This window comes from Lentzea indica, from assembly GCF_012184385.1.
Lineage (GTDB): Bacteria > Actinomycetota > Actinomycetes > Mycobacteriales > Pseudonocardiaceae > Lentzea > Lentzea indica.
This window is the reverse complement of the sequence record NZ_VSRL01000602.1, coordinates 1-617: the sequence shown is the minus strand read 5'-3', so window position 1 is coordinate 617 and position 617 is coordinate 1. Positions and strand designations below refer to the sequence as shown.

Genomic DNA, 617 nt, shown 5'->3' with positions numbered 1-617 from the left:
CCCGCGCAGCCGATGTGGGGTGGCGCCGCGCAACGACACCATCGCGATTCCGTGCCGAGAAGCCCTGCCACAGGCCAGTTCCATGGCTTGGCTGGCCGACCACAGCCCTAGCGTGCGCCGGGCGTCGGCGAGGACGCACGCGCCGACATCGGTCTGGATCACCATGTTGGCCAGGGGATCCGTGCGGTCGTCGTCGAACAGCGGGAGGTACAGCCGGGTCAGGTTGACCAGGCCGTGTGACGTCACGCCGGTCAGCTCGCCGTGGCACAGCGCTTCGGCGGCGATCATCGCCCGGTCGGCGGGCACCCCCCTGCCGGCGAACACATCGGCCACTGTGGACAGCAGGGTCTGATAGGGCACCAGAACCGTCATGCTCCTCCATTCCTGGTGAACCGCAGGACGATGTCGCGCACGATGTCGCTGAACCGGTCGAGCTCGGTGACATCGGCGAACTCACCACGAGCGTGAGCGTTGTTGGCGCTGAGCGAACCCGGCCCGAGCACGGCCGTCCGGGCGTTCGGCACGCCGGCGAGCCAGATCGCGTCGCAGGTGAAGGCCGGTTCGTCGGCGGGCCACCGCGGCACGATCGCGTCCAGCAGTGGGATGTCCTGCGCCGG

The 617-nt window shown here is 69.5% G+C and carries 1 protein-coding gene and 1 pseudogene; both read right to left on the bottom strand.

Going from position 1 to position 617, the window contains the following annotated elements; all coding sequences use genetic code 11:
- On the bottom strand, nucleotides 1–372 hold a 372-nt coding region (locus FXN61_RS49890), incomplete at its 3' end, for an Ldh family oxidoreductase (protein WP_167980690.1).
- A pseudogene (locus FXN61_RS49885) lies at nucleotides 369–617 on the bottom strand (M20/M25/M40 family metallo-hydrolase); the annotation flags it as partial. The gene FXN61_RS49890 and the pseudogene FXN61_RS49885, both read right to left, overlap by 4 nt.